The organism is Caballeronia sp. BR00000012568055 (assembly GCF_029439455.1).
Lineage (GTDB): Bacteria > Pseudomonadota > Gammaproteobacteria > Burkholderiales > Burkholderiaceae > Caballeronia.
In genome coordinates this window covers 15,737-40,213 of the sequence record NZ_JAQFVG010000268.1, presented here as the reverse complement: position 1 = coordinate 40,213, position 24,477 = coordinate 15,737, and the positions used below count along the sequence as shown (strand labels likewise).

The 24,477-nt window shown below is 61.6% G+C and carries 18 protein-coding genes; 13 read left to right on the top strand and 5 right to left on the bottom strand.

Translation table 11 applies throughout. The features are described from left to right. Positions 1–25: 25 nt before the first annotated feature. The 6 genes from hrpA (at position 26) to P7F28_RS15760 (ending at position 9,094) form a co-directional block, all read left to right on the top strand. The gene (gene hrpA / locus P7F28_RS15785) at positions 26–4,402 is read left to right on the top strand and encodes an ATP-dependent RNA helicase HrpA (RefSeq protein ID WP_370467331.1); all 4,377 of its coding nucleotides are present in this window, start codon (positions 26–28) and stop codon (positions 4,400–4,402) included. 144 nt (positions 4,403–4,546) lie between these two features. Beyond that, on the top strand, positions 4,547–5,560 hold the full coding sequence (locus tag P7F28_RS15780) for a beta-propeller fold lactonase family protein (protein ID WP_277185454.1): 1,014 nt from the start codon (positions 4,547–4,549) through the stop codon (positions 5,558–5,560). 73 nt (positions 5,561–5,633) lie between these two features. Beyond that, positions 5,634–6,650 (top strand): sterol desaturase family protein, encoded by a 1,017-nt coding sequence (locus P7F28_RS15775; RefSeq protein ID WP_277185453.1) that lies wholly within the window; start codon positions 5,634–5,636, stop codon positions 6,648–6,650. A gap of 80 nt (positions 6,651–6,730) precedes the next feature. After that, on the top strand, positions 6,731–7,585 hold the full coding sequence (locus P7F28_RS15770; protein WP_277185452.1) for an EI24 domain-containing protein: 855 nt from the start codon (positions 6,731–6,733) through the stop codon (positions 7,583–7,585). Positions 7,586–7,595: 10 nt separating this feature from the next. Next, on the top strand, positions 7,596–8,402 hold the full coding sequence (locus tag P7F28_RS15765) for a molybdopterin-binding protein (RefSeq protein ID WP_277185451.1): 807 nt from the start codon (positions 7,596–7,598) through the stop codon (positions 8,400–8,402). Continuing rightward, complete coding sequence (locus P7F28_RS15760) at positions 8,399–9,094, top strand: copper homeostasis protein CutC (RefSeq protein ID WP_277185450.1); 696 nt, start codon at positions 8,399–8,401, stop codon at positions 9,092–9,094. The genes P7F28_RS15765 and P7F28_RS15760 overlap by 4 nt, the downstream gene beginning before the upstream one ends. Here P7F28_RS15760 and P7F28_RS15755 read toward each other — a convergent pair. After that, positions 9,091–9,555, bottom strand: coding sequence for a rhodanese-like domain-containing protein (locus tag P7F28_RS15755; protein ID WP_277185449.1), 465 nt, complete (start codon positions 9,553–9,555; stop codon positions 9,091–9,093). The genes P7F28_RS15760 and P7F28_RS15755 overlap by 4 nt on opposite strands. 359 nt (positions 9,556–9,914) lie before the next feature. On the opposite strand from P7F28_RS15755, the gene glnA reads away from it, so the two are divergent. The 3 genes from glnA (at position 9,915) to ntrC (ending at position 14,276) form a co-directional block, all read left to right on the top strand. Beyond that, the gene (gene glnA / locus P7F28_RS15750) at positions 9,915–11,330 is read left to right on the top strand and encodes a type I glutamate--ammonia ligase (RefSeq protein ID WP_277185448.1); all 1,416 of its coding nucleotides are present in this window, start codon (positions 9,915–9,917) and stop codon (positions 11,328–11,330) included. Between the two features lie 189 nt (positions 11,331–11,519). Then, the gene (glnL, locus tag P7F28_RS15745; RefSeq protein ID WP_277185612.1) at positions 11,520–12,674 is read left to right on the top strand and encodes a nitrogen regulation protein NR(II); all 1,155 of its coding nucleotides are present in this window, start codon (positions 11,520–11,522) and stop codon (positions 12,672–12,674) included. Between the two features lie 120 nt (positions 12,675–12,794). Further along, positions 12,795–14,276 (top strand): nitrogen regulation protein NR(I), encoded by a 1,482-nt coding sequence (ntrC, locus tag P7F28_RS15740; protein ID WP_277185447.1) that lies wholly within the window; start codon positions 12,795–12,797, stop codon positions 14,274–14,276. Between the two features lie 15 nt (positions 14,277–14,291). Here the strand turns inward: ntrC and xth are convergent, their stop codons facing one another. Beyond that, positions 14,292–15,074: an exodeoxyribonuclease III gene (gene xth / locus P7F28_RS15735; RefSeq protein ID WP_277185446.1), complete on the bottom strand. Its 783-nt coding sequence runs from the start codon at positions 15,072–15,074 to the stop codon at positions 14,292–14,294. Between the two features lie 203 nt (positions 15,075–15,277). Between xth and P7F28_RS15730 the strand changes: the two genes are divergently transcribed. Together P7F28_RS15730 and P7F28_RS15725 are read left to right on the top strand one after the other, a co-directional pair. After that, on the top strand, positions 15,278–17,998 hold the full coding sequence (locus P7F28_RS15730; RefSeq protein WP_277185445.1) for a sensor histidine kinase KdpD: 2,721 nt from the start codon (positions 15,278–15,280) through the stop codon (positions 17,996–17,998). Between the two features lie 21 nt (positions 17,999–18,019). Then, positions 18,020–18,619, top strand: a complete 600-nt coding sequence (locus P7F28_RS15725; protein WP_306805918.1) for a GNAT family protein — start codon at positions 18,020–18,022, stop codon at positions 18,617–18,619. Here the strand turns inward: P7F28_RS15725 and P7F28_RS15720 are convergent. Further along, positions 18,603–19,493: a LysR family transcriptional regulator gene (locus P7F28_RS15720; protein ID WP_277185444.1), complete on the bottom strand. Its 891-nt coding sequence runs from the start codon at positions 19,491–19,493 to the stop codon at positions 18,603–18,605. The two genes, P7F28_RS15725 and P7F28_RS15720, sit on opposite strands and share 17 nt — an antisense overlap. Before the next feature lie 104 nt (positions 19,494–19,597). Here P7F28_RS15720 and P7F28_RS15715 point away from each other — a divergent pair, with 104 nt between their 5' ends. Continuing rightward, positions 19,598–19,894, top strand: coding sequence for a hypothetical protein (locus P7F28_RS15715; RefSeq protein ID WP_277185443.1), 297 nt, complete (start codon positions 19,598–19,600; stop codon positions 19,892–19,894). Between the two features lie 64 nt (positions 19,895–19,958). After that, positions 19,959–21,230 carry an amidohydrolase family protein gene (locus P7F28_RS15710; RefSeq protein WP_277185442.1) on the top strand — a complete coding sequence of 424 codons (1,272 nt, stop codon included), beginning with the start codon at positions 19,959–19,961 and terminating at the stop codon, positions 21,228–21,230. A gap of 5 nt (positions 21,231–21,235) precedes the next feature. Here the strand turns inward: P7F28_RS15710 and P7F28_RS15705 are convergent, their stop codons facing one another. Both P7F28_RS15705 and folD read right to left on the bottom strand, forming a co-directional pair. Then, positions 21,236–23,356, bottom strand: a complete 2,121-nt coding sequence (locus P7F28_RS15705) for a M3 family metallopeptidase (protein ID WP_277185441.1) — start codon at positions 23,354–23,356, stop codon at positions 21,236–21,238. A gap of 160 nt (positions 23,357–23,516) precedes the next feature. Beyond that, positions 23,517–24,371 (bottom strand): bifunctional methylenetetrahydrofolate dehydrogenase/methenyltetrahydrofolate cyclohydrolase FolD, encoded by an 855-nt coding sequence (folD, locus tag P7F28_RS15700; protein WP_277185440.1) that lies wholly within the window; start codon positions 24,369–24,371, stop codon positions 23,517–23,519. Positions 24,372–24,477 lie beyond the last annotated feature (106 nt).

Here is a 24,477-nt window from a genome sequence, read left to right as displayed (position 1 = left end):
TCAATCAACCGATACTCAAGAGCAGTTGAAGAAACTGCGCGAGAATCTTTTGCGCGACGCGCGGGAGAGTGCGCCTGAGGACGGGGCGGGGTTGAGTAAGAAGGAGATGGCGGCAAGACGGTTTGCGGGGGGAAGTGCGCAGCAGGCGCCGAAGACGCCGGTTCGAGTCGAAGCCAAACCGCAAGCGAAGCCGCAGCGCGAACCGGCGCGTGCGCCGATGACGCCAACTCGCGCGGAAGCGCCGCGCGCTGCTGAAGTGAAGCCGCAAGCGAAGCCGCAGCGTCCGCAAGCGACGACGCCCGCGCGAGTCGAAGCGAAACCGCTGCGCGAGCCGCAGCCGCCTAAGCAAACGAAGCCTGTCACGCAACCGACATCAAACGAGCCGATCGGCCACGCGCCGCGTGCCGAGGCCAAGCCGCAAGCCAAGCCGCAACGCGCGCCCGTCGAAGCGAAACCGCAGCCGAAACCTCAACGCGAGCCACACGCACCGCGCGCCGAACAACGCCACAGCGACGCGCCCGCGCGCCCGCAAACACCCAAACCGCCGCGCGAACCGCGCAACATCACGCCGAACCCGATCCCGCCGATCACCTTCCCCGAAGCGCTGCCGGTCTCCGGCCGCCGCGAGGAAATCGCGCGGGCGATTCAATCGAATCAGGTGGTGATCGTCAGTGGCGAAACCGGCTCGGGCAAAACCACCCAGCTCCCGAAAATCTGCCTCGCGCTAGGACGCGGTCTCGGCGCGGGCGGCAGCGGGCTGATCGGCCATACGCAGCCGCGCCGGATCGCGGCATCGGCGACGGGGCGGCGGATCGCGGAGGAACTGGGCACGCCGTTCGGCGAAGTGGTCGGCTACAAGGTGCGATTCACCGATAACCTCGCGGCGGGTGCATCGGTCAAGCTGATGACGGACGGCATTCTGCTCGCGGAAACGCAGACCGATCCGCTGCTCAAGGCCTACGACACGATCATCATCGACGAGGCGCACGAGCGCAGCCTGAACATCGACTTTCTGCTCGGCTATCTGAAGGAGATTTTGCCGAAACGGCCCGATCTGAAGCTGATCGTCACTTCCGCGACCATCGATGCCGACCGTTTCGCGCGCCATTTCGGCAGCGATGAAAAACCCGCGCCGGTGATCGAAGTGAGCGGGCGGCTGTATCCCGTGGAAGTGCGCTATCGCCCGATCGAAGAGGAAAGCGAGGCGATCAAGAACGCGCAGGGCACGCTCCCGAAACGCAACGATCGCAAAACGGATCGCGATCTGATGGAAGCCATCGTCGATGCAGCCGATGAACTCTGCCGCGAAGGTTCCGGCGATGTGCTCGTTTTCCTCCCCGGCGAACGCGAAATCCGCGATGCAGCCGAAGCCTTGCGCAAGCATCATCCGCCGCACACGGAAATCCTGCCGCTGTTTGCGCGACTCTCGGCGCAGGAACAGGAGCGCGTGTTCAAGCCATCGAACGCGCGGCGGATCGTGCTGGCGACCAACGTGGCGGAAACCTCGCTGACGGTGCCCGGCATTCGCTATGTCGTCGATACCGGCACCGCGCGCGTCAAACGCTATTCGTATCGCAACAAGGTCGAGCAGTTGCAGGTCGAGCCGGTGTCGCAGGCGGCGGCGAATCAACGTGCCGGTCGATGCGGCCGTGTCGCGGACGGCATCTGCATTCGCCTGTACGACGAAGCGGATTTCCAGTCGCGCCCGCGCTTCACCGATCCCGAAATTTTGCGTTCATCGCTGGCGTCGGTGATTTTGCGCATGAAGTCGCTGCATCTGACAGCGATCGAAACGTTCCCGTTTATCGAACCGCCGCCCGGCCGCGCAATTGCCGATGGTTATCAACTTTTGAACGAACTCGGCGCAGTAGACGACGACAATGCGCTCACGCCGTTGGGCCGCGAACTCGCGCGCCTGCCGCTCGATCCGCGCGTCGGCCGGATGATTTTGGCCGCGCGCGATCATCACGCGCTGAAAGAAGTGCTGATCATCGCGTCGGCGGTATCGGTGCAGGATCCGCGCGACCGGCCGATCGAAGCGCAGGAACAGGCGGATCAGGCGCATCGTCAATTTGTCGATGAGCGTTCGGAATTCTTGCAGTGGACGCGCATCTGGAAGTGGTTCGAAGAAGCCGTCGCGCACAAGAAATCGAACAAGCAATTGACCGATGCCTGCCGCGCCAACTTTCTCTCGCACCTGCGTCTGCGCGAATGGCGCGATGTCCACTCGCAATTGCTGACGGTCGTGCGCGAACACGGCTGGCGTCTGAACGAATCCGATGCCACCTTCGAGCAGGTTCATTTGTCGCTTCTGACCGGCTTGCTCGGCAACGTCGGCCTGAAGGCGGACGACGAGCCGCATTATCTCGGTGCGCGCGGCATCAAATTCCATCTTTGGCCGGGGTCGTCGCTGCTGAAGAAAGCGGGGCGCTGGATCATGGCGGGCGAACTGGTCGAGACGAGCCGTTTGTACGCGCGGACCATCGCCAAAATCGAGCCGGAATGGATCGAAATGGTCGGCGCGCATTTGCTGAAGACATCGCTGTCGGATGCGCATTGGGAAAAGAAAGCCGCGCAAGTCACCGCGTACGAACGCGCCACGCTTTACGGCCTGACGATCTACGCGCGACGCCGCGTGAGCTACGGCAAACAAGACCCGAAATACGCGCGCGAGCTGTTTATTCGCGGCGCGCTGGTCGAAGGTGAATTCGATACGCGTCTGCCGTTCTTCGCGCACAACCGCAAGCTGGTCGCGGATATCGAACAACTGGAACACAAGTCGCGCCGTCAGGACGTGCTGGTGGACGACGAACTCATCTACGGTTTCTACGATTCGCTGATTCCCGACGGCATGTGGACGGGCGCGGCGTTCGAGCGCTGGTATCGCGATGAATCGAGGAAAGAGGGCAACGACAAGCTCCTGTTCCTCTCGCGCGACGACCTGATGCGCCACGAAGCGGCAGGCGTCACCACCGATCTGTTCCCGAAGCGCATGACGATGTCGGGCATCGAAATGTCGCTGACGTATCACTTCGAGCCGGGCGCGCCGCGCGATGGCGTCACGCTGCAAGTGCCGCTCTACGGCCTGAATCAGATCGATGCGCGCCGTATCGAATGGCTGGTGCCGGGGATGATCAAGGAGAAGACGCAACTGCTGCTGAAGTCGCTGCCGCAGAAGCTGCGTCGCCATGTGGTGCCGCTGCCGGAATTCGCGGCCGGTTTCGCCGAGCGTCACGCGGGGCCGAAATTCGGCGCGGGCACGCTGATCGACACGCTGATCGCCGATATTCGCGAGCAGACGCAGATTGCCGTGAAAAGCGCGGATTTCAAGCTGGAAACGCTGCCGGCGCATCTGTTCATGAACTTCAAAGTGATCGACGAGCACGGCCGCCAGCTTGCTATGGGCCGCAATCTTGCGCAATTACGCGCGGAACTTGGCGGCCAGGCGCAGCAGCAGTTCCAGAAGCTGACCGCCGTCGCCGCGTTCGATGCCTTGTCGGGCGAGTCGGACACGCCGCCTGTTCAGCAGCAAAGCGGCGAAAGCACCGCGCTCTACGAAAACCTCACGACGTGGAATTTCGGCAAGCTGCCCGAACTGCTCGAAATCCGCCGACGCGGACAGACGCTGTTCGGCTATCCGGCGCTGGTGGATCGCACGACGCATTGCGACGTCGAAGTTTTCGATTCGCCCGAAGAAGCGGCGCGGATTCATCGCGCGGGCTTGCGTCGGCTGTTCGCGCTGCAACTGCGCGAGCCGATCCGCTATCTGGAAAAGAACCTCCCCGGCCTGCGCGAAATGTCGATGCAGTTCATGGCGCTCGGCACCGCCGACGAACTCCGCGATCAGATCGTGGAAACGGCGCTGGATCGCGCGTGCCTGCAAGACCCGCTTCCCGACGACGATGTCTCGTTCCACACCCGCCGCGACGCCGCAAAAGGGCGGCTGACGCTGCTCGCGAACGAAATCGCGCGCTTGGTCGGCACGATCCTCGCGGAATACGCCGCGCTGACGAAGAAAATGGCGCAGGCGAAACCTTTCGCCGCCGCTTACGCCGATATGCAGACGCAATTGAACGCGCTCGTCGGCAAGCGCTTCGTGATCGATACCCCGTACGCGCAGCTAGCGCATTTCCCACGTTATCTGAAAGGCATCGGGCTGCGCATCGACAAATTGAAAGCCGATGCCACGCGCGATGCGCGTCTCTCCGCCGACATGCTGTCGCTGATGCAGAACTATCAGCGGGCGCTGTCGCAGCGTGGCGGCGTCGCGGATGCGCGATTGTCGGAATATCGCTGGCTGCTGGAAGAACTGCGTATTTCGCTGTTCGCGCAGGAATTGCGTACGCCGATGCCGGTATCCGTCAAGCGTCTCCACAAAGTCTGGGAATCGATGCAGCGTTAAACGAGGCGCGCTGCGTCAACGCGTCGCAAAAAAACGGAATTTCTTGCGTTGATTCAAGGTATTGCGCAAAAACAGGCGTCCGGTCAACGCGTTGGCCGACGCAAACGTTCTACAATGACGCCTGCCTCCCGAAACGTTTCCTTCATGCGCAATAAATTCCTCTCTGACCGTGTCCGCAAGGTCGCTGCTCGTGCTGCAATCGCCGCCGGCGCGGCGCTCGTCGCTACCGCCGCATTCGCCAATAACGTCATCGTGCTGAATTCGGCTGAAGCCACGCTCAGCCTGATCGATGAAAACACGCGCCAGGTCATCGGCACCGTGCCGACCGGCAAGGAACCGCATCACTTGATGCCCACGCCGGACGCGTCGTCGCTGATCGTGGCGAACTCGGTGTCGAACAATCTCATGTTCGTCGATCCGAAAACCGGCGCGTTCCAGCGCTGGGTGCAGGACATCGAAGATCCGTATCAGATCGGTTTCTCGCCGGACAAGAAGTGGTTCGTGTCCACCGGTCTGCGTCTGGATCGGCTGGATGTGTATCGCTATGACGGCAAGAATCTGACCATCGCCAAGCGCCTGCCGCTCGCGACCATGCCGAGCCATATCGCGTTCAGCAACGACAGCACGACCGCGTTTATCTCGCTGCAGGTGTCGGGCGAAATCGCCGCAATCGATCTGGCCACGCAGACGGTCAAATGGAAGGCGAAGGTCGGTCCCGTGCCCGCAGGCGTGTGGATGACGCCGGGCGACAAGTATTTGCTCATCGGCATGACCGGCGCGGATTACGTCGCTGTGATGGACTGGCGCAATCAGAAGATCGTCAAGACCATCCATACGGGCAAGGGCGCGCATAACTTCCGGTCGCTGGTGGACGGCAAGCATGTGGCGGTGTCGAATCGGGTCGCGAACACCATCAGCATCATCGATGAAGACACGCTCACGAACGTCGGCGATATCACCGGCCTGTTGCCCGGACCGGACGATATGGAACTTTCCGCCGACAAAAAGTATCTGTGGGTTACGTTCCGCTTCGCCAAGCACGTCGGCGTGATCGACCTCGCAGACCGCAAGCTGATCCAGACCATCAAGGTCGGCCGCTCGCCGCACGGTATCTACTTCTACAACCGTGCGCCTGTCACCGCGCCGAACGGAGCGTAATATCGGTAAATGGGCGCAGTTTTGCGCCCTGTACTGCGATTGAATCAGCAGGTTTCGCGCAACACGGAGCACCATGTTTCATTCCATTGTCTCGAATCTCGACAGCTTCGTTTCCTGGCTTCAGACGATGCTCTACGTCGATGTAGTCCAGCCGTTCCTCTTCAAGGTCGGCATGATGGACTACGACGAGGACACGTACGACGCGCTTTACTGGGTGATCGTCGGCGTGCTGGAAGTGCTGACCATGTACGCGATCCTGCGCCCGCTGGAAGCGCTGCGTCCGGCGGAAGAGTGGAAGGACCGCAAGGGCGTGCGCGTGGACGTGCTGTACACGTGGATCGTCAAGCTCGGCATCCTGAATCTGTTCTTCTTCTTCACCTTCCAGCCGCTGTTCGATTCCTTGCAAAGCTGGTTGCGTCTGCAAGGCATTCCGAATCTGGAAATCGATAACCTCTGGCCCGGCGTGACCACGCAGCCGATCGTCACGTTCCTGATCTATCTGTTCGTGCTCGATTTTGCGGGATATTGGTATCACCGGCTGGAGCATCGCATCGGCATCTGGTGGGAATTGCACGCGGTGCATCACAGCCAGCAGAAAATGTCGCTGTGGTCGGATGATCGTAACCATCTGCTCGACGATATCCTGCAAGCGGGTTTCTTCGCCGCGATCGCGCTGGTGATTGGCGTGGAGCCGGCGCAGTTTGTCGTGCTGGTCGCTATTACGAATCTTATGCAGAGCGTGCAGCATGCGAATATCCGCCTGCATTTCGGTTGGCTCGGCGAGCGGATCATCGTCAGTCCGGCGTTTCATCGTCGGCATCATGCGATCGGTTACGGGCACGAAGGCACCACGTACGGCTGCAACTTCGGCGTTCTGTTTTCGTTCTGGGACATTCTGTTCCGCTCGGCATCGTTCAATCGCACCGTGGAGCCGACCGGCATCCGCGATCAACTCGGCGCGCCGGGTATCAAGCCCGTACATTACGGCGATGGCTTCTTCGAGCAGCACTGGCTCGCGTTCCGGCGCATCGGCGCGCGGCTGATGTCGCGTCGCGCGGGCGCGTCGGGTAACGGCTCCGCAGCCGTTTGAATCTGCCAACAGCGCCTTGCATCGTCTGATGTCGGGCGCTGGTTTATCCTGTCCCTTCCTCTTTTCTCGACGAATCACGCATGAATGATTTGCTGCGTTCGTTCGTGCGCGCGCTGGCGAACGTCTTTCATCCGCGCATGCTCTGGCTCACGCTGATGCCGTTCGCGGCCGCGACCATCGTGTGGGGCGCGCTGCTGTGGTTCTTCTGGCAGACGCTGACCGGCACGGCCAACGGCCTGCTCGACGGCTGGGCGCTCACGTCCGCCATGTACCGCCTGTTCGATGCCGTTGGTTTCGCGTCGCTGCACGCGGTGATCGCGCCGTTCCTCGTCGTCATCATGGCGATACCGCTGATCGTGGTGACTGTGCTGCTGCTGATCGCCACGCTGTCGATGCCGGGCGTTATCAAGCTGCTGACGCGCAGTCCGCGCGGGCATTACGCGTCGCTGGAAGCGCGGCGCGGCGGATCGTGGTACGGCCTCGGGCATTCGGTGATTACGACCGTCGTGTGTCTGGTGTTGTTGGTCGTGACCTTGCCGCTGTGGCTGATCCCGCCATTCTTCGCGCTGATTCCGCCTCTGCTGTGGGGCTGGCTCACCTATCGCGTGATGACTTACGATGCGCTCGCCGTTCACGCCACGGTTGAGGAGCGGCGCGCGATCGTGAGTGCGGCGCGCTGGCCGCTGCTGGGCATCGGCATCGTGAGCGGCCTGCTCAGTTCGGTGCCGACAATGCTCTGGGCCTGGTCCGTGTGGCTCCTTCCGCTGTTCCCGGTCGTCGCGGCCGTGACGATCTGGGCGTACGCTTTTATCCTCGTGTTTTCGGCGCTGTGGTTCGCGCATTACTGCCTGCACGCGCTCGAACGGCTGCGCGCAAGCGAGCCGCAGTATCCGGCGATCACGGTGGAATCCCGCGAAATATCGGTCAAAGAATAAGGGGCGAAGAATGGGAATCGGCGTCATCATCATCGGCGATGAGATCTTGTCCGGGCGGCGCACGGACAAGCATCTGCCGAAGATCATCGAATTGTTGAGTGCGCGCGGGCTGGCGCTGGATTGGGCGGAGTATGTCGGCGATGATCCGGCGCGCATCACCGCGACGCTGGCGCGTACCTTTGCGAGCGGCGATATCGTGTTTTCGACGGGCGGGATCGGCGCGACGCCGGACGATCACACGCGTCAGTGTGCGGCGAAGGCGCTGGGCGTGCCGCTGGAATTGCAACCGCAAGCGGCTGAACTGATTCGCGAGCGTATCCGCGATACCGCCGCTCAGGCCGGTACCGAGCCTGCGGATCTGAACTCGCCGGAGAATCTGCATCGCCTGAATATGGGCACGTTTCCGCAGGGCGCGCAGATCATCCCGAACAGCTACAACAAGATTCCGGGCTTCTCGTTCGACGATCACCATTTCGTGCCCGGCTTTCCGGTGATGGCATGGCCGATGATCGAGTGGGTGCTCGACAACAAATACGCGCATCTGCATCACGCGACGCCGCATATCGAGCGATCGATTCTCGTGTTCGGCTTGCCCGAATCGCGCATCACGCCGCTGATGGAAAAGATCGAGCGCGAGTTCGAAGGCGTGCGCGCGTTCAGCCTCCCGAGCGTCGGCGATGCGGCGCGCGGGGACTTGTATGCGCGCTCGCATATCGATTTGGGCGTGAAGGGCGATCCCGACAAAGCCAACGCCGCGTTCGATGTTTTACGCGAAGGCGTACTGGCGCTGGGCGGCGAAGTGGTGGATGTGACGTGACTTTGCTCGAAGTGATCGCGACGACGGTTGCAGATGCGCGTGCTGCCGAGCGTGGCGGGGCGGATCGGCTGGAGCTTATTATGGCGATGGGTGAAGGCGGGTTGACGCCGAGCATCGGGCTGATCGAAAGCGTGGTGGATGCGGTGCGCATTCCGGTGAACGTGATCGTGCGCCCGCACAGCCGCTCCTTCACCTACGATGCCGACGACTACGCCGTTATGCTCCGCGACATCCGCGCGATTGCGGCGACGCGCGCGAACGCGATCGTAATCGGCATGCTGAACGCCGATGGTTCGATCGATGAAGACGGTTTGTCACGCGTGATCGATGCGGCGGATGGAAAACAGATCACGTTCCATCGCGCGTTTGACGAAGCCCGCGACTTGCATAAAGCGTTCGATATCCTGACTAAATTCGATGCCGTGACGAACGTGCTGACGTCGGGCGGCAAGCCATCGGTGCTGGAAGCCGAATCCACGATTGCGAAGCTCGTCGCGCAATCGAAAGGCACGCGCTGCACGGTACTCGCAGGCGCGGGCCTCACCGTCGAAGCAGTTGCGCCGTTCGTGGCATCGACAGGCGTGAGCGCGGTGCACTTCGGCTCGGGCTTGCGCGTAGACGGAAAAGCGCTCGCGCCCGTCGATGAAGCGCGAGTCAGACGCGTGCGTGGGTTGCTGAATAAAACAGTCTAAGCCCCAATCCAAGGCAACCCCCGGAAGCACCATCCCGCCACGGTCTTCCGATGCCCCTGCCCATCCTTATCGCCCTCAAACCCTTCGAGCAGGTCATAAGCCTGCCCAAACCCTTCCTTCTGCGCGGCCACTGCCGCCAGCTTCGACCTTGCCGCGCTCCGGCACAGAAAAACGACCGGAACATCAGGGCTGGCGACCTGTCGCAAATGTTCGATAAACTCGCCATTCGGCACGGAGCCGGGATATTTGATCCATTCGATATGCGCGTATTGCGCACCATCAATAGCGGGACGGCCGACCCAATCCAGCTCCGCGCGGGTGCGGACATCGACCAGTTTCACGCGTGGATCGAGTTGCAGAAGTTCGAACGCCTCGGCAGGCGAGAACGCGCCGGCGTAGGCGAGGTTGTTGGAGGCGGCGCGGTCGGCGGCCTGTTTGTAAAGCTGTTCCAGCGTGCTCATGGCGGGTCGGTCTCCGTGAAAACGTAATCTTCGATTCTAGCGCGCTGCGTGAAACGATCGAAGTCCGAACGCATGCGCTAAATTGGTGCATTATTCACGCGATGCACAGAAATCGTGCTCGAACGAGGCCGATCCCACGTAGACGCACCAAAGCTGTGCGAAGACATAGGAGGGCAGCGTGACAACTGCCTTGCAACACGAAACGGTTTCATGCAAAACGCGCGCTGCTTCAAGCGCTTAGCGCAAAGTTGGTGCGCTTGGCACAGAAGCTGCTTTTCAGTCCTCGATTGAATCGGTAGCAAGGAATTGGTCGAGGCGGCGAAGCAATTCGCCGACTTTTGTTAATCAGGAGATAGGTAATGAGTAAATCCGTGGCCGACGTCATGCAACTCGTCAAGGACGAGGACGTCAAGTTCGTCGACTTCCGTTTCACCGACACGCGCGGCAAAGAACAACACGTTTCCGTACCGGTTTCGGCATTCGACGAAGACAAGTTTGAAAGCGGCCACGCTTTCGACGGCTCGTCCATCGCTGGCTGGAAGGGCATCGAAGCGTCGGACATGTTGTTGGTCCCGGACGCGGACACCGCCTTCATCGACCCGTTCTATGAAGAGTCCACGCTGGTCCTGACCTGCGACGTGGTCGAACCGGCCGACGGCAAGGGCTACGAGCGCGATCCGCGTTCGCTGGCGCGCCGCGCCGAAGCCTATCTCAAGAGCTCGGGCCTGGGCGACACCGCCTTCTTCGGTCCGGAGCCGGAATTCTTTATTTTCGACAGCGTCCAGTGGAACACGGACCAGTCGGGCACGTTCGTGAAGATCGGTTCGGAAGAAGCGCCGTGGTCGTCGTCGAAGGAATTCGAAGGCGGCAACACCGGCCACCGTCCGGGCACGAAGGGCGGCTATTTCCCGGTTGCGCCGGTCGATACGTTCCAGGACATCCGCTCGGAAATGTGTCTGCTGCTCGAACAGATCGGCATCCCGGTCGAAGTGCATCACCACGAAGTTGCGGGCCAGGGCCAGAACGAAATCGGCACCAAGTTCTCGACGCTGGTGCAGCGCGCGGACTGGCTGCAACAGATGAAGTACATCATTCATAACGTGGCGCACACGTATGGCAAGACGGCGACCTTCATGCCGAAGCCGATCGTTGGCGACAACGGTTCGGGCATGCACGTTCACCAGTCGATCTGGAAGGACGGTCAGAATCTGTTCGCAGGCAATGGCTACGCTGGTCTGTCGGAATTCGCGCTGTTCTATATCGGCGGCATCATCAAGCATGCTCGCGCGCTGAACGCGATCACGAACCCGGGTACGAACTCGTACAAGCGTCTCGTGCCGCACTTCGAAGCGCCGGTCAAGCTGGCTTACTCGGCTCGCAACCGTTCGGCATCGATCCGTATTCCGCACGTGAGCAATCCGAAGGGCCGTCGTATCGAAACGCGTTTCCCGGATCCGCTGGCGAATCCGTACCTGTGCTTCTCGGCACTGATGATGGCGGGTCTCGACGGCGTGCAGAACAAGATTCATCCGGGCGAAGCCGCGGACAAGAATCTGTACGATCTGCCGCCGGAAGAAGACGCGAAGATCCCGACCGTGTGCGCGGGCCTGGACCAGGCACTCGACGCGCTCGACGCGGATCGCGAGTTCCTGACGCGCGGTGGCGTGTTCACGGACTCGATGCTCGACGCTTACATCGAACTGAAGACGCAAGAGTTGCAGCGTTATCGTCAGTCGGTGCATCCGATTGAGTTCGAAATGTACTACTCGCTGTAAAGCAGCATGACTGAAGCGCGCTTCGCAGGACGTAATAGTTCAATGAGTTCAATGAGTTCGATGAAGCGCGCGACGTTTGCTTCGCGGTGAAGATAAAAGGGACGGCGCGCCGTCCCTTTTTTAATCGCTGCTGAGGTGTCCCTGACCGATAAGAAGATCGGCATCACGAACGACCTCAACCACTGCACGATGGTGTTAAAGAATCTGATCAAGGCGCGCCGTGGCCACGCCGACGCGCTGTCCGACGACGCACAACTCGCCGCCAGCGGCCTGTTGCCGGGACTGGAAGCATTGCCCACGGTCGTGCTCGTGCTCGACACGCGCAGCCTGAAGATCGCGTATGCGAATCCATCGGCTGAGCAGATGCTGGAAATGTCGCGCAAGCAACTCACGCAGATGAACTGGGCCGATCTCTTCGCGCATGCCGAGGAACTGGCGGGCACGGTGGCATCGATTGCGGAGAATCGCTTCAATGCGACGCGGCTCGATGCCGAACTTCAGCGCCCCGGGCGCGAAGTGATTCACGTTCATGCGATCGTCGCGTATCTGGAAGCAGCGAGCGATTACGTGATGCTCGAACTCTTCGAAAGCGAGCGCTATCTGCGCACCGATCGCGAAGAGCGCATCCACGATTTAACGGCGGTCAACAAGCAGTTGATCCGCAATCTCGCGCACGAAATCAAGAATCCGCTCGGCGGCATTCGCGGCGCGGCGCAGTTGCTCGAATTCGAACTCGGCGAGCGCGAACGCGACGAGTTGCGCGAGTACACGCAGGTCATCATCAAGGAATCCGACCGCTTGCAGACGCTGGTGGATCGATTGCTGGAGCCGCACCGGCATCCGCATATCGTGGGCGATGTGAATATCCACGAAGTCTGCGAGCGCGTGCGCGCGGTGATTCTTGCGGAGTTTCCGCGCGGCTTGACCATCGAACGCGACTATGACGTCAGCGTGCCCGACCTGCGTGGTGACAAGGAACAACTGATCCAGGCGCTGCTGAATATCGTGCGCAATGCGGCCGAAGCGCTGAAAGAGCGCATCTCACAGGGCGACGCCAAGATCGAACTGCGCACGCGCATTGCGCGCAAGGTAACGATCGGCAAGCGCTTGCACAAACTGGCACTGGACTTGCATATCACTGACAACGGACCCGGCATTCCGTCCGAGATACGCGATCGCATCTTTTTTCCGCTGGTTTCAGGCCGGGAAGACGGCAGCGGTCTCGGTCTCACGCTCGCGCAATCGTTCGTGCATCAGCACGATGGATTGATCGAAGTGGAAAGCCGGCCGGGCTGCACCGAGTTTGCCATCTTGTTGCCGTTCGAAGCATATACGGGGAAGTGATGCCATGACGCGATTACGACACGCATCGGCGTCAACATGATTGCATCCGCATCACGCTTTGACGCCTGACCGTTTCGACGGGCACATACCGAACCACACGAAGACTTCTCGCCGAACGATATGAAGCCGATCTGGATAGTAGACGACGACCAATCCATCCGCTGGGTGCTGGAGAAAGCCCTCGCCCGAGAGAACTTCACGACGCGCAGTTTCTCGGGCGTACGCGATGCACTCGCCGCGCTCGAACAGGAAAGCCCGCAAGTGCTGGTATCCGATATCCGCATGCCGGGCGGCTCGGGACTTGAGTTGTTGCAGACCGTGCGCGAACGTCTGCCGGGCTTGCCCGTCATCATCATGACGGCGTTCTCGGATCTGGACAGCGCGGTGGCCGCGTTTCAGGGCGGCGCGTTCGAATATCTCGCCAAGCCATTCGATGTCGATAAAGCCGTCGAACTGATCCGCCGTGCCGTGGATGAAAGCATGCGCGGCGAAGCGGCCTACGACGAGCGCGTGACCGAAACGCCCGAGATGCTTGGACAAGCGCCCGCGATGCAGGACATGTTCCGCGCCATCGGCCGTTTGTCGCATTCGGCGGCGACGGTGCTCATCACGGGCGAATCAGGCACCGGAAAGGAGCTTGTCGCGCGCGCCTTGCACCGACATAGCCCACGATCGAACGGACCGTTTATCGCGCTGAACACGGCGGCGATTCCGAAGGATCTGTTGGAATCCGAATTATTCGGTCACGAGCGCGGCGCGTTCACGGGCGCGCAGGCCATGCGGCAAGGGCGCTTCGAACAGGCCGAGAACGGCACGCTGTTTCTCGATGAAATCGGCGATATGCCGTTCGATTTGCAGACGCGTTTGCTGCGCGTGCTGTCGGATGGACAGTTCTATCGCGTGGGCGGGCACAATCCGCTGAAAGCAAATGTGCGTGTGATCGCGGCGACGCACCAGAACCTCGAATCGCGCGTGCGGCAGGGCTTGTTCCGCGAGGACTTGTACCATCGATTGAACGTGATTCGGCTGCGCTTGCCAGCGTTGCGTGAGCGTAGCGAAGATATCCCGCTGCTCGCGCGACACTTTCTGCAAAAGAGCGCGCGCGATCTGGGCGTCGAGCCGAAACGCGTATCGGACGATGCGCTGGCTTATCTCGCCTCGCTGCCGTTTCCCGGCAACGTGCGGCAACTCGAAAACCTCTGCAACTGGCTGACCGTGATGGCACCGGCGCAAGTGATCGAGCAGAAGGATTTGCCGCCGGACCTGACCTCGCGCACGGAGGTATCGGCGGAGAGTATCGCGGTATCGACGGATGGATCGGTTGCGCCCGTGTCGGCTGCGGCGAATGGCGCGGCGCTGGTCGGGGGCGCGCCGGTCACGCCCGCGAGCGTGTGGGAAAACGGCTTGCGCACGGAAGTCGCGCGCTTGCTGCGCGAGAATTCCGCCGATGTCATGGATGAACTCGCGCGCCGTTTCGAAGCCGCCGTGATTCGCGAAGCGCTCGATTTCACGCGCGGCCGCAAGGTGGAAGCGGCGGAGCGATTGGGTATCGGCCGCAATACGATTACGCGCAAGATTCAGGAGCTGCATCTCGACGCGTGAGCGTGCTTTGAAGGATCAGTCGAGGGTCACGATGACGGGCGTGTGATCCGACGGCTGATCCCATTTGCGCGGCACCTTGTCCACTTCGCACGATGTGCAGCGCGCCGCGAGTTCCGCCGACAGCAGAATATGGTCGATACGCAGACCCATATTGCGACGGAACGCCATCATCCGGTAATCCCACCACGTATAGAGTTTCTCGGGCTGTTCGAACTTGCGGAAGGCATCGGTGAGGCCGAGTTCGATCAGTTGCGCGAAATGTGCGCGTTCTTCCGGCGAGACCAGATTCTGGCCGATCCACGCTTGCGGATCATGCACATCGCGGTCGTCGGGCGCGATGTTGTAGTCGCCGCAAAGCGCGAGTTTCGGGTGACGCGCCATGTCTTCGCGCAGCCATTCGCACAGGGCATCGAGCCAGCGCATCTTGTATTCGAACTTCTCCGTGCCGGGCGCTTGGCCGTTCGGAAAATATGCCGAGACCACCCGCACGCCATCGATGGTCGCGGCGATCACGCGTTGCTGCAAGTCCTCGAAACCGGGGATATTGCGCACGACGCTGATTTCATCGACTTCATAGTTGGCTGCGCTGCGCACCAGAATGCCGACGCCGTTGTACGTCTTCTGTCCCGCGAACCAGCTTTTGTAGCCGGCGGCTTCGAGTTCCGCGCGCGGGAATTTCTCGTCGGGCATTTTCAGCTCTTGCAGGCAGAGGACATCGACTTGCGATTCGGTTAACCAGTCGATGACGTGCTGCAGGCGGACTTTGAGGGAGTTGACGTTCCAGGTGGCGATTTTCATGATGTTCCGATTCTTCGACAGAGCGCGAAGCTCGATTTTAGCGGACGCGCTTTTACGCGATTTTTATATCCCGCCATTCAACCTTGTCGCGCGTTTTACGCCTGCCGCTCTAAGCTCTGGCGCAGAACCGCACGCTCGGGCAATGTGCTTAAATTAAACGTCGTATCGAACCGGATGTGATTGAAGCGCCTGGCCGCAAACATATGACCCGCCCAACCCCCGAATCCCTCCTCACCAAACTCCAGAAAGAAGAGGAAAAACGCCAGCGCGGCACGCTGAAGATTTTCTTCGGCGCGTCCGCAGGCGTGGGCAAGACGTACGCGATGCTGCTCGCGGCCAAACGCAAGAAGGAAGAGGGCGTGGACGTCGTGATCGGCGTGGCGGAGACGCATGGGCGCAAGGAAACGCTGGCCTTGCTCGAAGGCATCGAAACGCTGCCGCCCGCGCGCATTCAGTACCGCGAACGCCTGCTCGCCGAATTCGATCTCGACGCCGCGCTCGCACGAAAGCCCCAACTCATTCTCGTCGATGAACTCGCGCATTCGAACGTGCAAGGCTCGCGCCATTTAAAACGCTGGCAGGATGTGCAGGAACTGCTGGACGCCGGCATCGACGTCTACACGACGGTCAACGTTCAGCATCTGGAAAGCCTGAACGATATCGTCGGCCGTATCACCGGGATTCGCGTGTGGGAGACCGTGCCCGACCGCGTCTTCGATCTCGCCGATGAAGTCACGCTGGTCGATCTGCCGCCCGAAGAACTGCTCGACCGCCTGCGCGATGGCAAGGTCTATATGGCGCAGCAGGCCGAGCACGCGGTGCGCAACTTCTTTCGCAAAGGCAATCTGATCGCGCTGCGCGAACTGGCGCTGCGCCGCACCGCCGATCGTGTCGATGCGCAGATGCGCGAATATCGCGCGGATCAGTCGATCGAACGGATATGGCGCGCGCGGGAACGCGTGATCGCGTGCGTCGGGCCGGGGCCGGAAAGCGCTGCGCTGGTGCGCGCGGCGGCGCGGCTGGCATCGGCGCTGAAGGCGGACTGGCTCGCGGTGTATGTCGAAACGCCGCAACTGCAACGGCTGCCCGACGATCGACGCAAGCGCACGCTCGATGCCCTCGAACTCGCCGCCCAGCTCGGCGCGGAAACCGTCACGCTCGATGGCGCGGATGCCGCCGCCACGCTGATCGACTATGCGCGTATGCGCAACGTGTCGAAGCTCGTGGTGGGCGCATCGGCGATGCAGGGCTGGCGGCGCTGGATGCAGCGGCCGGTCAGCGAGCGGATCATCGGGCAGGCATCGGATATCGATGTGACGCTGGTGTCCACCGGCCCGCGCGACGAAGAGCGTCCGGTGTCCGCGTTCAGCGCGCTGCGCGATTCCGCGCATTCGCCGCCGCGTGCGTATGCCGTCGCGCTTGCGCTCGGCGCGGTGATCACACTGATCGCCAGCGTGCTGGAAGCACGGCAGTTCGCGCTGACCAATCTCGTCATGTTGTATCTGCTCGGCGTGGTGTTCGCGGCGGTGCGGCTCGGGCGCGGGCCGGGCGTGATGCTGTCGTTCATATCGGTGGCGGCGTTCGATTTCTTCTTCGTGCCGCCCGCGCTGTCGTTCTCCGTGACGGATACGCAATACGTGCTGACGTTTTTCGTCATGCTGCTCACGTCGCTGACCATCAGCCATCTCACGTCGAGCTTGCGGCGCGAGGCGCGCATCGCGTCGCAACGCGAACGACGCACCGGCGCGATGTACGCGATGACCAAGGAGCTCGCCGCCGCGCTGATGACCGAGCAGATCATCGAGATCGGCACGCGTCACGTCGCGGAAGTGTTTCAGGCGAAAGTGGCGATGCTGCTGCCGGATGCATCGGAAAAAGTGCGGCAGAAAGTGGTCGAGCCGAGTCCTGACGTGACGCTCGATGCATCGCGTATCGATACGGATATCGCGCAATGGGTCTACGACCAGCAGAAGCAGGCCGGGCACGGCACGGACACGCTGCCCGCGTCGCCTGCGCTGTATTTGCCGCTCAAAGCGCCGATGCGCACGCGCGGCGTGCTCGCGTTGATGACAGGCCGCGAGACCGAATTCGCGGTGCCGGAACAACGCCGAATGATCGAGACGTTCGCCGCGCAGATCGCGCTGGCGCTCGAACGCGTGCATTACGTGGAGATTGCGCAGGACGCGCTCGTCAATATGGAATCGGAGCGCTTGCGCAATTCGCTGCTGTCGGCGATTTCGCATGATTTGCGCACGCCGCTGACGTCGATCGTCGGCTTCGCTTCGGTGCTGGAGGATCAGTCGCGCGGCGAGGCATCGCACGAACTGGCGCACGCGATCCACGAAGAAGCGCTGCGCATGAGCGGGCTGGTCACCAATCTGCTCGATATGGCGCGCCTGCAAGCGGGCGCGATCCGTCTGAATCGGCAATGGTCGATGCTCGAAGAAACCATCGGCGCGGCGCTTGCCACTTTGCGCCGTCCGCTGGCGGGCCGCGCGGTGCAGGTGAACGTGCCGCCGCATTTGCCGATGCTCAAGCTCGACGCCGTGCTGATGGAACGCCTCTTCGCCAATCTGCTGGAAAACGCCGCGAAGTACACGCCTGCGGGCACGCCGATCCGCATCAGCGCGATCGAGCAGGGCGAGACCGTGCGCGTGTTTATCGACGATGACGGTCCCGGCGTGCCGGTCAACGCGCAATCGCGTTTGTTCGACAAGTTCGAGCGAGGGGAGAAGGAATCCGCGCAGCCGGGCATCGGGTTGGGACTGGCGATTTGCCGGGCGATTGTCGAAGCGCACGGCGGGCAGATCGGCGTGGAGAATCGCGAGGAAGGCGGCGCGCGCTTCTGGTTCAGCCTGCCCGCGAACGAAACGCCGCCGACCGATTTATTTCCGGAAGACGAGACCGAAAAGCGCGATGCCTGAACACGCTTTAATATCGCGTGCATGAATACTTCAATCGATCTTCAGCCTGTTTTGACGGGCGAGCGCGTCGAGCTTCGTCCCTTGCAACGCGACGATGCGCCCGCGCTCCTGCAAGCCGCCGCCGATGGCGAACTCTGGAATCTGCGCGTGACCGTCGTGCCGGGTCCGGACACGGTGGATCGCTATATCGATACCGCGCTCGCTGGCCGCGATGCCGGCACGGTGATGCCCTTCGTGATCGTGGCGCGCGAAACCGGGCGCGTGGTCGGCAGCACGCGCTTCTGGAAGATCGATCGCGTGCATCGCAAACAGGAGATCGGGCATACGTGGCTCGGGGTATCGACGCAGCGTACGGGCATCAATCTGGAAGCGAAGTATCTGCTGCTCGCGCATGCCTTCGATGTCATGCAATGCGTGCGCGTGCAATTCACCACCGACGAACTCAACGAGAAATCGCGCGCGGCGATTCTGGGGATCGGCGCTACGCAGGAAGGTATCGTGCGGCACGAGCGCATCATGCCGGACGGACGCAAGCGCAATTCCGTGCGGTTTTCGATCATCGACGATGAATGGCCTTCCGTTCAGTCGATGTTGCTCGACAAGCTCAAGCGTCGAGCGTAGCGCGGCCTTTCATCTGCGCGCGCACCAACTCCACGAATCGTTGCGTCACCGCGTCTTCGCGCGCATTCGGCCACGCCAGACCGATGCGCCATTTTGCAGGCGCATCGCGCAAGGGGAGCACGCGGGCATCGCGTAACAAGTATTGCGCGCGCGATGGCAAAAACGCTGCGCCCACACCGCCCGCGACGGCGGCGAGCACGGACTGGATATCATCGGCCTCCTGAATAATGTTCGGCGTGAGGCCGTGCTCCATGCACCATCGGTCGATCTGCGCGGCAATGCCCGGCCCGCGATTTCTCGCCAGCGCGATAAAGCCGGGATCGTTCAATACGCTCAAATCCGCAGGCAGACGCTTGTAGCGCGCGTGCTCCGGCACCGCCAGCGCCAGCGATTCATCGATCACCGCGAAGCCCGAGAGCGCATCGTCCAGCGGCATGCGCATGAAACCGACATCGAGCTTGCCGGCGAGCATGCGACGCGTCTGCTCGCTCGATGAAAGATCGTGCAGCGTGACGCACACGTTTGGATTCGCCTGCCGGAATTGGGCGACGAGTTTCGGCGCGTGCGTCAGCACCGAAAGACATAAGCCGACGCGCAAAAAGCCGCGCGTGCCGCCGCTCGATTCGCGTGCGCGGGCGAGGATGGCGTCGGCATCGCGAACCAAGGCTTGCGCATCGGCGACGAAGCTTGCGCCGAAGACCGTCAGTTCCGCGCCGTGTCGGCCACGTTCGAACAAGCGTCCGCCGAGGCTTTGTTCCAGCGCGACGATTTGCTTGCTCAGCGCGGGCTGGCTGAGGTGGAGCGCATCGGCGGCGCGGCCGAAATGGCGCAAGTCCGTGACGGTGAGAAATGCGCGTAAAAGCCTGAGTTCCATGTTCGATTCCAATGAGTTATCGAATCGATCAAAAGATTCATTTTACTGATCGAAGCGCAAACGGTTCAATGGTGATTCTTGCTTTTAAATCGATGGAGTCTCGCGTGAATCATTCTTCACTTCGCGTCGCAGCGGGCGGTGCTTATTCGCGTGAGAAGGCGCTGGAACTCGCGCGTGAAGGCGTGCACGTTGCCGTGTTTTCTTCGTCCGAAGCGAAGAAAGTCGATGCAAGCGGCATGTTCATGGTTCTGAACGATGGCGAACGCACGCTCGTCATCGGACCGGATGGGCGCGTGCTGGCGCGCGTCGATGTCGAACCGGCGCACACGCGATCCGAAGGAAAAGCCATCGCACGCGGTTCTTTGCCGCTGAGTTTCGCCATCGTCGGACGAAGACGCTGAACCCGCACGGCATTTCTGTCCCGATACAATCGGACGAACTGCCTTGGAGACGGAGGGTTCGCAGATGGATCTCATCATTCGCAACGCCGCACTCGTTGATACGAAGCGCGTCGATATCGGCATGAAAGACGGACTGATCGCCGCCATCGAACCAAAACTCGATGCCACCGCGCGCGAGGAAATCGATGCGAACGGCTCGCTCGTCACCGCGCCTTTCGTCGATGCGCACTTCCACATGGACGCCACGCTTTCCTACGGTTTGCCGCGCGTGAACATGTCGGGCACGCTGCTGGAAGGCATCGCGCTATGGGGCGAACTGAAGCCCGAACTCACGCAGGAAGCGCTCGTCGAACGCGCGATGCAATATTGCGATTGGGCCGTTGCACGCGGTCTGCTGGCGATCCGTTCCCATGTCGATGTCTGCGACGATCGCTTGCTTGCCGTCGAAGCCTTGCTCGAAGTGAAGCGTCGTGTGAAGCCGTATCTCGATCTGCAACTCGTCGCGTTTCCGCAGGACGGCGTGTTACGCAGCGCAACCGCCTTCGAGAACCTCAAGCGCGCCATCGCGATGGGCGTCGATGTGGTCGGCGGCATTCCGCATTTCGAACGCACGATGGCGGACGGCGCGGAGTCCGTGCGCCTGCTATGCGAATTCGCGGCGGAAAAGGGCCTGCGCGTTGACATGCACTGCGACGAATCCGACGATCCGATGTCGCGCCATATCGAAACGCTGGCGGCGCAGACGCATCGGCTTGGCATGCAAGGGCGCGTGACCGGTTCGCATCTCACGTCCATGCACTCGATGGACAACTACTACGTCAGCAAACTGATTCCATTGATGCGCGAATCCGGCGTCGCAGCGATTGCGAATCCGCTGATCAACATCACGCTGCAAGGGCGTTCGGATACGTATCCAAAACGGCGCGGCATGACGCGCGTGCCGGAATTGATGGCGGCGGGCGTGAACGTCGCGTTCGGCCACGATTGCGTGATGGACCCGTGGTACAGCTTAGGCTCCGGCGACATGCTCGAAGTCGCGCATATGGGCTTGCACGTCGCGCAAATGACGGGCGTGGACGCGATGCGCGCCTGCTTCGACGCGGTGACGAAAAACCCCGCGAAGATTCTCGGGCTGGAAGGCTATGGAATCGAAGTCGGCTGCAATGCGGACTGCGTCGTGCTGGATGCGCGCGATCCTATCGAAGCGATTCGGCTGCGTGCCGCGCGTACGGCGGTGGTGAGAAGAGGGAAGGTGGTGAGCCGCAGCCCGGCGGTGCGGGCTGCGTTGTCGCTGGAAGGCCGGCCTTCCGAAGTGGACTTCAAGATCCGGCGATAGAAACGTTAGTGCGCCGCCTGATCCGACATGCCGTTGTGCCGAAGCAAAGCATCGATGTTCGGCTCGCGGCCACGGAAGGCTTTGAACGAATCCATCGCCGGGCGGCTGCCGCCGACTTCGAGAATCTCACGTCGATATCGCGTGCCGGTTTCCGCATTCAGCACCGAACCGTTCGCGAGCTTCGCGGCTTCTTCGAACGCGGCGTAGGCATCGGCGGAAAGCACTTCGGCCCACTTGTAGCTGTAGTAACCCGCCGCGTAACCGCCCGCGAAAATATGGCTGAACGTGTTCGGCCAGCGTGAGAACGAAATCTGCGGAATCACGTGGAATTTCTCGTTGATTTCGCGCGCGAGGTCGTTCATGTTCTTCGTGGCGTTCGACGGATCGTAGGACGTGTGCAGCACCATATCGAACATCGAAAAGACGATCTGGCGCAGCGTGCCCAGACCGCTCTGGAAGTTCTTCGCGGCCAGCATCTTGTCGAACAGTTCGCGCGGCAGCGGCTGGCCGGTTTCGACATGCGCGGACATATCCGTCAGCACGTCCCACTCCCAGCAGAAGTTCTCCATGAATTGCGACGGCAGTTCGACCGCATCCCACTCCACGCCATTGATGCCCGACACGCCCAGTTCATCGACGCGCGTCAACATGTGATGCAGGCCGTGGCCGAACTCGTGGAACAGGGTGATGACTTCATCGTGCGTGAAGCAGGCGGGCTTGCCGCCGACCGGCGCGGAGAAGTTGCAGGTGAGATACGCGACCGGCGTCTGCACGCCGCCTTGCGTGTGCTTGTGACGCGAGCGGGCATCGTCCATCCACGCGCCGCCGCGCTTGCCTTCGCGCGCGTAGAGGTCGAGATAGAACTGCGCGACCAGCGTGCCATCCTTGTTTTCGACGCGGAAGAAGCGCACGTCCTTGTTCCACACGGCCGCTTCGTCGCGTCGGATCGATACGTTGAAGAGCGTTTCGGTGACCTTGAAGAGGCCCTTGAGCACGGCTTCCTGCGGGAAGTATTGCTTCACTTCATTTTCGGAAAACGAATAGCGTTTCTGACGCAGCTTTTCCGCTGCATACGCGGTGTCCCACGGCTGAAGCTCGGGCATGCCGAGTTCGGTCGCGGCGAATGCGCGCAGCTCCATCCAGTCGTTTTCGGCGTAGGGACGGGCGCGTTTGGCGAGGTCTTCCAGGAACGCGATCACCTGAGCCGGCGATTCGGCCATCTTCGGCGCCAGCGAGACTTCCGCGAAATTCTGATAACCGAGCGTCTTCGCTTCTTCATCGCGCAGCTTCAGATTTTCGACGACATTCGCCGTGTTGTCCCATTCGGCCTTGCCGCTGCCGTACGTCTCACCGAGTTCGGACGCACGCGTGACATACGCGCGATACATCGCCTCACGCATCGGGCGATGTTCTGCGTATTGCAGCACCGGGAAATACGACGGGAAATGCAGCGTGAACTTCCAGCCTTCCTTGCCATCGCGTTGGGCGGCCTCATGCGCGGCTTCGATCACGTCATCCGGGAGGCCGGCGAGGTCGCTTTGCTGCGTGACGAGATAGGAATACGCGTTGGTCGAATCGAGCACGTGATCGGAAAATGCTTTCGATAACGCCGCTTGTTCTTCCTGCAACTGCGCGAATCGCGGCTTGCGGTCTTCGGGCAATTCCGCGCCCGACAGACGGAAATCGCGCAGGGAGTTTTCGAGGATTTTCTTGCGCTCGGGCGACAAACCCGCGAACTCCGAACCCGCGACGATCGCCTTGTACTTCTCGTACAGCGCCAGATTCTGACCGACGCTCGCAGAAAATTCGGTGACGCGCGGCAGGTTTTCGGCGTGAGCGGCGCGCAGTTCGGGCGTATCGGCGACGGCGTTCAGATGGCCGATGACACCCCACGCGCGCGACAGCTTTTCCGATTCACGCTCGACCGCTTCGACGATATCCGTCCACGTGGCAGGCGTCTCCGGCGCGGCGGCGCGATCGACCGCTTCTTTCGCGGAAGCCAGCAGCACGTCGAGTGCGGGCGTGACGTGCTGGGGCTTGATCTCGCCGAAACGCGGGAGATCGGAGAAATCGAGCAAAGGATTGGTGGCTGACGTGGCCGTCGTGGTTGCGGTGGTATCGCTCATGGCTCTCCTTTCTCGAATGAATGAAGCGCCGGGCGTGACCTGTGATGCCGGGCCGCGCCCCGCGCTGACGCTATTCAGCAATTATTGGGGCGGCAGGGGCAAAATCCAATGGATTGTTTTTAAGGGGCCGATGAATTTACGTTACTTGATGTGCGTGCATTCAGGCCTGCGCCGCGCGTTCCGCCGCCTCGATTGTATTGACCAGCAACATGGTAATCGTCATCGGGCCGACGCCGCCGGGCACCGGCGTGATGTAAGCCGCGACTTCCTTCACGCCCGCGAAATCCACATCGCCGCACAGCTTGCCTTCGTCATTGCGATTCATGCCGACGTCGATCACCGTCGCGCCGGGCTTGACCATGTCGGCAGTCAGGATATTGCGGCGGCCGACGGCAGCAACGATCACGTCCGCGTCGCGCGTGTGCTTCGCGAGATCGCGCGTCTTGCTGTGGCAAATCGTGACGGTCGCGCCCGCTTCGAGCAGCAGCAACGCCATCGGCTTGCCGACGATATTCGAGCGGCCGATCACCACCGCGTTCGCGCCTTTCAGGTCAATCTTGTGCGCTTCGAACATTTTCATCACGCCGTACGGGGTGCACGGGCGGAACAGCGGCTTGCCGGTCATCAGCGCGCCCGCATTGGCGACGTGAAAACCGTCCACGTCCTTCTCCGGCGCAATCGCCTCGATCACCTTGTGACTGTCGATATGCGCGGGCAGCGGCAATTGCACGAGGATGCCGTGAATCGACGGATCGGCGTTCAAACGGTCGATATGTGCGAGCAATTCGCTTTCGGCGAGCGTCGCGGGGAAGCGGTCCATCACCGAATGCAGGCCGTTGTCGTGGCAGGCCTTGACCTTGTTGCGCACGTAGACTTCGCTCGCGGGGTTGTCGCCGACCAGCACGACGGCGAGGCCCGCCTTGTGTCCGCAAGCGGTGAGGGCGGCGGCGCGCGTGGCGACATCGGCGCGAATGGTCTTGGAGAGGGCGTTGCCGTCGATGAGTTGGGCGGTCATGGCGAATCGGATCAGGAAGCAGGATGGGCGAGGGGCTTGCGGCAGTCGCGCGTTGCACAATGACGCGCGGCGGGCGATGAAGCTGGCCCGCCGGCATGGCGCTGCA

Bases quoted from the DNA above. Each gene is read 5' to 3' on its own strand.
- P7F28_RS15780 (WP_277185454.1), top strand. From the start codon at position 4,547: ATGCGCAATAAATTCCTCTCTGACCGTGTCCGCAAGGTCGCTGCTCGT.
- P7F28_RS15775 (WP_277185453.1), top strand. From the start codon at position 5,634: ATGTTTCATTCCATTGTCTCGAATCTCGACAGCTTCGTTTCCTGGCTT.
- P7F28_RS15770 (WP_277185452.1), top strand. From the start codon at position 6,731: ATGAATGATTTGCTGCGTTCGTTCGTGCGCGCGCTGGCGAACGTCTTT.
- P7F28_RS15765 (WP_277185451.1), top strand. From the start codon at position 7,596: ATGGGAATCGGCGTCATCATCATCGGCGATGAGATCTTGTCCGGGCGG.
- P7F28_RS15755 (WP_277185449.1), bottom strand. From the start codon at position 9,555: ATGAGCACGCTGGAACAGCTTTACAAACAGGCCGCCGACCGCGCCGCC.
- glnA (WP_277185448.1), top strand. From the start codon at position 9,915: ATGAGTAAATCCGTGGCCGACGTCATGCAACTCGTCAAGGACGAGGAC.
- glnL (WP_277185612.1), top strand. From the start codon at position 11,520: ATGGTGTTAAAGAATCTGATCAAGGCGCGCCGTGGCCACGCCGACGCG.
- ntrC (WP_277185447.1), top strand. From the start codon at position 12,795: ATGAAGCCGATCTGGATAGTAGACGACGACCAATCCATCCGCTGGGTG.
- xth (WP_277185446.1), bottom strand. From the start codon at position 15,074: ATGAAAATCGCCACCTGGAACGTCAACTCCCTCAAAGTCCGCCTGCAG.
- P7F28_RS15730 (WP_277185445.1), top strand. From the start codon at position 15,278: ATGACCCGCCCAACCCCCGAATCCCTCCTCACCAAACTCCAGAAAGAA.
- P7F28_RS15725 (WP_306805918.1), top strand. From the start codon at position 18,020: ATGAATACTTCAATCGATCTTCAGCCTGTTTTGACGGGCGAGCGCGTC.
- P7F28_RS15720 (WP_277185444.1), bottom strand. From the start codon at position 19,493: ATGGAACTCAGGCTTTTACGCGCATTTCTCACCGTCACGGACTTGCGC.
- P7F28_RS15710 (WP_277185442.1), top strand. From the start codon at position 19,959: ATGGATCTCATCATTCGCAACGCCGCACTCGTTGATACGAAGCGCGTC.
- P7F28_RS15705 (WP_277185441.1), bottom strand. From the start codon at position 23,356: ATGAGCGATACCACCGCAACCACGACGGCCACGTCAGCCACCAATCCT.
- folD (WP_277185440.1), bottom strand. From the start codon at position 24,371: ATGACCGCCCAACTCATCGACGGCAACGCCCTCTCCAAGACCATTCGC.